Origin of the sequence: Daejeonella sp., from assembly GCF_044232565.1 — a bacterium.
Taxonomy (GTDB): domain Bacteria; phylum Bacteroidota; class Bacteroidia; order Sphingobacteriales; family Sphingobacteriaceae; genus Daejeonella.
Map to the genome: position 1 here is coordinate 1 of NZ_JBIILQ010000136.1, position 7,470 is coordinate 7,470.

Annotated in this window: 6 protein-coding genes and 1 riboswitch; of the genes, 2 read left to right on the forward strand and 4 right to left on the reverse strand. The window is 33.7% G+C overall.

What is annotated here, in order from left to right; all coding sequences use genetic code 11:
* The first annotated feature begins 225 nt into the window (after positions 1–225).
* Entirely contained in the window at positions 226–753 is a 528-nt protein-coding gene (locus tag ACILQF_RS08405; RefSeq protein ID WP_395626971.1) for a DUF6580 family putative transport protein, read from the forward strand.
* 196 nt (positions 754–949) lie between these two features.
* Here ACILQF_RS08405 and ACILQF_RS08410 read toward each other — a convergent pair whose 3' ends face one another.
* The gene (locus tag ACILQF_RS08410; RefSeq protein ID WP_395626972.1) at positions 950–2,845 is read right to left on the reverse strand and encodes a TonB-dependent receptor plug domain-containing protein; all 1,896 of its coding nucleotides are present in this window, start codon (positions 2,843–2,845) and stop codon (positions 950–952) included.
* 103 nt (positions 2,846–2,948) lie between these two features.
* Positions 2,949–3,145, reverse strand: a riboswitch (cobalamin riboswitch).
* Positions 3,146–3,358: 213 nt separating this feature from the next.
* Between ACILQF_RS08410 and ACILQF_RS08415 the strand changes: the two genes are divergently transcribed.
* Entirely contained in the window at positions 3,359–4,438 is a 1,080-nt protein-coding gene (locus ACILQF_RS08415) for an AI-2E family transporter (RefSeq protein ID WP_395626973.1), read from the forward strand.
* An 88-nt stretch (positions 4,439–4,526) separates the two neighbouring features.
* Here ACILQF_RS08415 and ACILQF_RS08420 read toward each other — a convergent pair whose 3' ends face one another.
* The 3 genes from ACILQF_RS08420 to ACILQF_RS08430 form a co-directional block, all read right to left on the reverse strand.
* On the reverse strand, positions 4,527–5,411 hold the full coding sequence (locus ACILQF_RS08420; protein WP_395626974.1) for a TIGR02757 family protein: 885 nt from the start codon (positions 5,409–5,411) through the stop codon (positions 4,527–4,529).
* 18 nt (positions 5,412–5,429) lie between these two features.
* A complete protein-coding gene (locus ACILQF_RS08425; protein ID WP_395626975.1) occupies positions 5,430–6,569 on the reverse strand; it encodes a cystathionine gamma-synthase in 1,140 nt (379 codons plus the stop codon).
* A gap of 205 nt (positions 6,570–6,774) precedes the next feature.
* Positions 6,775–7,470 (reverse strand): proline--tRNA ligase (locus ACILQF_RS08430; RefSeq protein ID WP_395626976.1); only part of this gene is annotated, 696 nt, incomplete at its 5' end.

Sequence of the window (7,470 nt, forward strand, 5' to 3'; positions counted from 1 at the left end):
ATGGATTTTACTGAACTAAAAAATAGTGATGTATTTTAATTTAAAACAAATAACTAAATAAAAGATTTAGATAAAATTTATAAATAAATGACAATCAATATTTTAAATATTAAAAAAAAATAAAATTTAGGAAGCTTACCCAGACTAAATATATGATAAGTGTAATCTTTTTTAGATATTTTATCAGAAACTAAAAGCAATCATAATTTTTTATATTTTTGAAACATGAAAGATATCCTTACGCCACGTTTTATCGTTTTAAGTCTATTAGTAATTGCTGCGGCATCTACTCGCGCTCTACCCTACTTGATTCCCCATATCTGGAACTTTACAGCTATTGGCGCACTTGCTATTTTTGCAGGAGCACAATTTTCAGATAAAAGATTAGCATTCATCATGCCCCTAGCAGCAATGGCTATTTCAGATCTATTTATTGGGAATGGATTTAGTTTATTAGTTTACCTTGGCTTTACAGCGATGGTAGCTTGTGGTTTTCTATTAAGAGAAAAAGTGAGCGCAACTAATGTTGTACTTGCATCATTTATAAGTGCCAGTGTCTTTTATTTAATCACAAACTTCGCCTTCTTTTATCCAGTAAGTTTATACCCACATAATATTTCAGGGATTCTAACTTCTTATGCTGCAGCTTTACCATTTTTCAGAAATATGTTAATAGGAAACTTAGTTTTTTCAGCAGTATTGTTCAGTAGCTTAAATTTATTAGCTAAAAAATACCCTGCTTTAGCTAAATAATTAACACGATATTTTTCTTGAAACCTGTTTGAAAATTCAAACAGGTTTTTTTGTGCTTTATTTATTCTGAAGGATTAAAGCAAATAAAAAAAGCAGCATGACAGGGACTGATTTCTCATATCACTTCCCTCAAAGCTCTTTAAATAAAAAAGAGCGGTGGATTATCCACCGCTCTTCTAATGATATCATTTTTTAATTACAGTCCGAACCTAAAACCTGCATTAAAATTAAGTCCCTTAGTTTGATAACCTGCAAACTCCACATAATCTTCATTTAGTACATTTTTAACATCGGTAAACAAGGTTAAATTACTTTTAGGCTTATACTGGATATAAGCATCAAGTATATTAAAAGCATCAAGATTAGCCTCAAGTGTTTTAAAGGTTGCCCCGTCAAAGTATCTATCTAAACGATCTCCAGTATGTTTATAAATCAAATTTAAACTAAGTTTCTTACTTAAATCTACCCCTGCATTTAGTCCGAAAGAACTTTTCGGTCGGCGGAATAGATTAAACTCGGTCTTAGCTGGTGTAATAAGCTCACCATCAACAAAGGCATAAAAGGCGTTAAAACTAAGAATTGAAAATGGTTTATAAGCCAACTCTAACTCAAAACCATTGTCATTTTGCCTATTTTGGTTGATATAGCCAAACTTATTCGTTGCAATCTGACCGAAATCAATTACATTTTCGATATCTCTTTTAAAATAGGATAGCGAGAAATTTAGCGATTGTGAGAAATTTAAATCAAAACCTGCTTCAAAACTTGTGGTCGTCTCAGGTTCTAAAGCGATATTTCCATAATCAGAAAATAATTGATACAAGGAAGGAACACGATAAGCCGACGATAAATTCACGAAAAGCTTATACCGCTCAGCAAATAAAAAGGAAGGGTTTATGGTATAAGTAAAGTTATTACCATATTCACTATGATCATTAATTCTACCGCCTAATTCAGCTTGAAAACCAATATTGGTTCTAAAAAAAAGAGAGCTAAAAGCACTAGCCATTTGATTATCAGCATTTAATCGTGAGCTATAAGGATTGTGCTGTTCTGTACTCAGCTTTCTGTAAGAAACACCACTTGCTAAATCTAAAAATTGATTAAACTTATAATTTAAATTAGCTTCTAGGTGACTTATATTCCCGGAATTATTAGTTCTGGAGCCTTGATTATTATATTGATTTTTTATGTTATTCTGACTCATATTAAAGTTTATGAGTCCATTATCAAGTACTACGCGTCCACCTATTCCAGCAAGAAATGAAGATTTACTATAGGAATAATCTAAGGCATCTTCAAAAGCACCATTATCTAAATCGGCAGTATTGTTATTAGCTTGAAAGTTTCCTCTTATACTTAATCGATTATTAATCTGCTGACCTAAATTTAACAACACTGACTTTTGGTGGAAACCATCCTTGTCAAAATTGGATACACCAGTGGCAGGTACTGCAGAAGAAAAATTTTCGGAGTCGGTATTGCTTGCACTAAATGAGATGCTTGTTTTTTTTATTTCACCACTAAGACCCAATACTTGCTTATAAGTATCGTATGAACCTGCAGTTGCTAAAACATTTGCGGATAATTTACCTAGCCCTTTCTTGGTAATAATATTGATTACCCCTGCAACAGCATCTGAACCATATAAAGTAGAATTTCCACCTTTAAGAATCTCTACACGTTCAATTAAATCTACAGAAATGGCAGAAATATTGTATTCACCAGAAATTTCAGAAGCATCATTAACAGGAATACCATCGATTAGAATTAGCGTATTTGCAGCGCTGGCACCACGCATGTACACGGCTTTTACATCGGCAGGATTACCTCCATTTCCACCAATTGTTATTCCTGCAACATTGTTTAAAACCTCATGCAGGGTTCTCCCCTGACTCCTAGCGAGGGTTTCGGCAGAAATTACTCTTACTACCTTACCAATTTCTGATATTTTTTTGGGTGAGCGACTAGCAGTTACGACTACCTCGTCAAGAATAGCGACAGATTTTTCCTGTGCGTGCACACTACTGTTAAGTAATGTCAATTGTGCTAGCCCTAGGCTTACAGCAATGTAAAGTTTTTTTGTTTTCATTTTGTTGTGAGTTTTTTGTCCCACAGCAAACAGATAATGAAGGAATACTAGAAATAAACCGTTAGATAGCACGATTTTCTCCAAGCTTCAATCCCCGAAAGCTATGAATTATATATGCTAAGGCAGGTCTTCTGACTTACTCCCGGTTTATCCTGCCTTCCCATACTGAACAGATCAGTAAAGTGACAATAATTTGAATAACCGTTATGGAGAACACAGCAGCGGGACTGTCCAGGATTCTAACCTGGTTCCCTTTTAATCTCGATAATGAAATCAAGAACCATTAACCCTACAAACTTAAATCAAACAAGAAAAAATACGAATGAATGTTATTAACATTTTAGGATAAGTAATTTTAATTAAATTGCGTATTATGAATGAAGAAGTTTTATTTGATTTTTGTATATAAAATCATACTAATTCAATTAAAAATGGTTCAAACTAATGTGGATAAAAACATAATTAATATGAATTCAAATTAAAAAATCTTAACGCATAAGTAAATCATCCAGTATGAAAGAGCTACCAATAACCGTAAGACGATCTATAGAATTAATTGGTATTTGTTTGCTAGGTGCAATAATTTCTATAGGAAGCGAAATCATTATGCCAGTTTTAATGGCCTTTTTTCTCAGTATTGTACTTTTACCTAGCTACAGATTTTTGAGAAATAAGAGAGTTCCAGAAGCCCTAGCCATTTTATTACCCATCTTACTCGGCGCGGTATTTATTGGCTCGGTAATTTGGTTTTTCTCTGCTCAAATCAGCATACTTGCCGCCGATTTTCCACAAATTCAGAAAAACATCAGCTTTCATTTAAATAATTTAAGTTTTTGGATAAACAGTAAAACAGATTTCTCTACTCAAGAGCAAATAAAATTTTTGAATGAGCAAAGCAATAAATTATTAGTCAATGCCGGAAATATTATTGGAGGCGCAGCAGGTTCTATCACTTCCGCCTTTATTTTTATTGGTTTAGTCCCAATTTACATCTATTTATTCTTATCCTATAAAAATCTACTACTACGCTTTATTTTTATGTGGTTCAGAACACAACAACATAAGAAAGTTAAGGAGGTAATGAAAGAAACCGAGGTCATTATCAAAAGCTATCTTGTTGGACTCCTCATTCAAATAGCCTATATCACTATATTACTAGGTGGGATATTATTGGTACTAGATATTAAACATGCCATACTTATAGGAGTAATTTTCGCATTATTAAATCTTATTCCTTATGTAGGGGCATTAATTGGAAATTTGATTGGTGTTTTATTAACCCTAACCTCTTCACAAGAATTGTTACCCATTTTTTTAGTCCTGGGAGTAATAGCTATTGTTCAGTTTCTCGACAATAACATCTTGATGCCACGAATTGTGGGTTCAAAAGTCAAAATAAATGCATTTGCAGCCATCTTGGGAGTATTTATTGCAGGAACATTAGCTGGCGTGTCTGGAATGTTCCTCGCTTTACCTATGGTTGCGGTATTGAAAATAATTTTCGATCGCTCTAGTATGTTCAAACCCTGGGGGATATTATTAGGTGATGAAAATACGATTAGAAGTCCGATGAAATCCCGAAACTCAGAATAAGTAACGGAAATATAGACGCGTAATTAAAAAAACAAAATGGTATTAAGTTTGTAAATGAGGAAACTGAAAAATAATTTAATAAGATTTTTTAGAGGCTGTTATTTTGAAAATGCTCCTCAATACCTAATCCAAATAGAGCAAAATCATATTTCACTGGGTCATTAGAATCAAATTGCTGAAGGTTCAAAGTTAGTTCAACAGCAGTTTGCCAATCTACTTGTTTACGTGTAATTAACTTTAATTTTCGCGCTACACGTTCAACATGCAAATCTGTGGGACAAATAAGTTGAGCAGGTTTTATATTCTTCCAGATTCCAAAATCTACTCCTTTTTGATCATCTCTTACCATCCATCGTAAAAACATGTTTAATCGTTTACAAGTAGATTTCTGACTAGGTGAGCTAACATGCTTTTTGGTTCGTGAAGGATAATCAGGCATAGAAAAAAAATAATTTCTAAAATAATTTAATAAACTCTCGGTAGATTTTAGGGAAAATTCAGTTTTTTCGGATGAATTATCTCTTTTAAATTCAGGTCCCACGAATTTTGACCCATCCATACCAAATTTTAAATCTATACCGGTGAAAGCATTCTCTAATGATGAATTATAACGATAATGTTGTTTAAAAAACTCGATAAAATAGAGCGTATCGGTATCGTTAAAGGTTCGATGCTTAAAAGTCAAGAAACGTTTAAGATCTGAATCTTGATGATTCAGCATAAAATCAAATGGTGCTCCATCCATCAAATGAATGAGTTCTTTACACTTATTGATTATAGTTTTACGTTGGCCCCAAGCTAAAATAGAGGCCCAAAAACCCATAATCTCAATATCCTGTTTCAATTTAAATTGATGAGGAATACAAATCGGATCATTTTCAATAAAACCAGGTTGATTGTATTGTTCAACCTTTAAATCGAGAAAATCTTTTAGTCCCTGAAATGTATTTAATGAAACTGAATATTGAGACATATAAATTAAAAACCGGTTTTAAGAAAGTGCTTGCTTTAAATCTTCCAAAAGATCCTCCACATCCTCTACCCCAACACTTAAGCGTAATAAATTATCAGTAACACCAACTTTATCGCGTTCAGCCTTCGGAATTGAACCGTGTGTCATAGATACGGGGTGATTAATTAAAGACTCCACTCCTCCTAGAGATTCGGCCAATGCAAACACCTTAAAAGATGAAGCCACACGATAAGTTTCCTGAAGATCAGCACCTTTTAATGTAATCGAAATCATTCCTCCGAAATCACGCATTTGCTTTTTAGCGACATCATGGTTAGGATGATCCGTGAAACCTGGCCAGTAGATTTTATCTACTTTAGGATGAGTTTTTAAGTATTCTGCAATCTGTCTTCCATTTTCACAATGTGCTTTCATTCGAAGATGAAGCGTTTTTAAGCCTCTAAGTACTAGAAAACTATCCATCGGACCAGGAGTTGCGCCACAAGCATTATAGATAAACCATAAACGCTTGTAAAGATCCTCGTCATTCAGCATCAAAGCCCCCATTACCACATCTGAATGTCCGCCAAGGTACTTAGTCACCGAATGCATCACAATATCTGCTCCTAAATCAATTGGGTTTTGCAAATATGGCGAGGCGAAGGTATTATCAACAGCCAATATAATATTGTTTTGTTTTGCAATACCAGCAACAGCTTGAATATCAACAATTTGCATCGTAGGATTGGTTGGTGTTTCAATCCAAATCAATTTGGTCTGATCATTCACGTAATTTCTAACATTTTCTGGATCAGACATATCAATGAAATGGAATTTTATCCCATAATTAGAAAATATCTTAGTGAAAATACGGTAAGAACCTCCATAAAGATCATTCCCTGTGATCACTTCATCTCCCGGAGCCAGTAATTTCATTACAGCATCTGTAGCACCCATACCGCTTGAAAAAGCGAGACCGAAGTTTGCGTTTTCTAATGCTGCAAGACATGATTCAAGTGCTTTACGTGTAGGATTTGTCCCTCTGGAATACTCAAAACCTTTATTATCTCCTGGCGATTTCTGCCAATAGGTGGATGTTTGAAATATGGGAGTCATTATTGCACCTGTACTTGGATCAGGCTCTTGTCCCGCATGAATAGCTTTTGTTCCGAATTTCATGATTAATGAATTTATAATTTAAAAAGAATTTTATTTTAAATCAGATGATATAAATTATTTTTTTTAATAAATACAGAGCCTAAATAAATACCTATTAGATATCTACAGGACTAATCCATCAATTGTCTTTAACCTTACCTTTTTGAAAGGGATTTTATTACAAGGTTTTTGAAGACAAAATCTGCTTAAATTGATTAGAAATTAATTAATAAGCTCTTGCAAATAATACACGTTGTGTGGATGGATTTCCGCTAACCATGCACACTCCATTCTCAAGTTTATTATTTAGAGGAATACACCTAATAGTAGCTTTGGTTTCATCTTTAATTCTTTTTTCTGTTTCAGGAGTACCATCCCAATGCGCAGATATGAATCCAGCTTTATTTTCTAAAAGATCCTTAAACTCTTCATATGAATTTGCTTCGCGCGTATTTTCATCTCTAAATCTCAAAGCTTTTTGATAGATACTATTTTGAATATCAACCAATAAATTTTCAATATGTAGCACTAAGCCATCTCTAGAAATGGTTTGTTTTTCTTTTGTATCACGTCTAGCGATTTCAATAGTTCCATTTTCAAGATCGCGACCTCCTATTGCTAATCTTACTGGCACGCCTTTCATTTCATATTCAGCAAACTTAAAACCAGGTCGCAGGGTATCACGATCATCAAATTTTACTGAAATATTTTTACTTTTTAACTCTTTAGATAATTCTTTAGCGATAATAGAAATCTGTTCTAATTCTTCGTCAGAACGGTAAATTGGCACAATTACGACTTGGATTGGAGCCAGTTTTGGAGGAAGTATTAATCCAGAATCATCAGAATGAGCCATAATTAATGCACCAATTAAACGAGTAGATACTCCCCAAGAGCTTGCCCAGACATAATCAAGTTTACC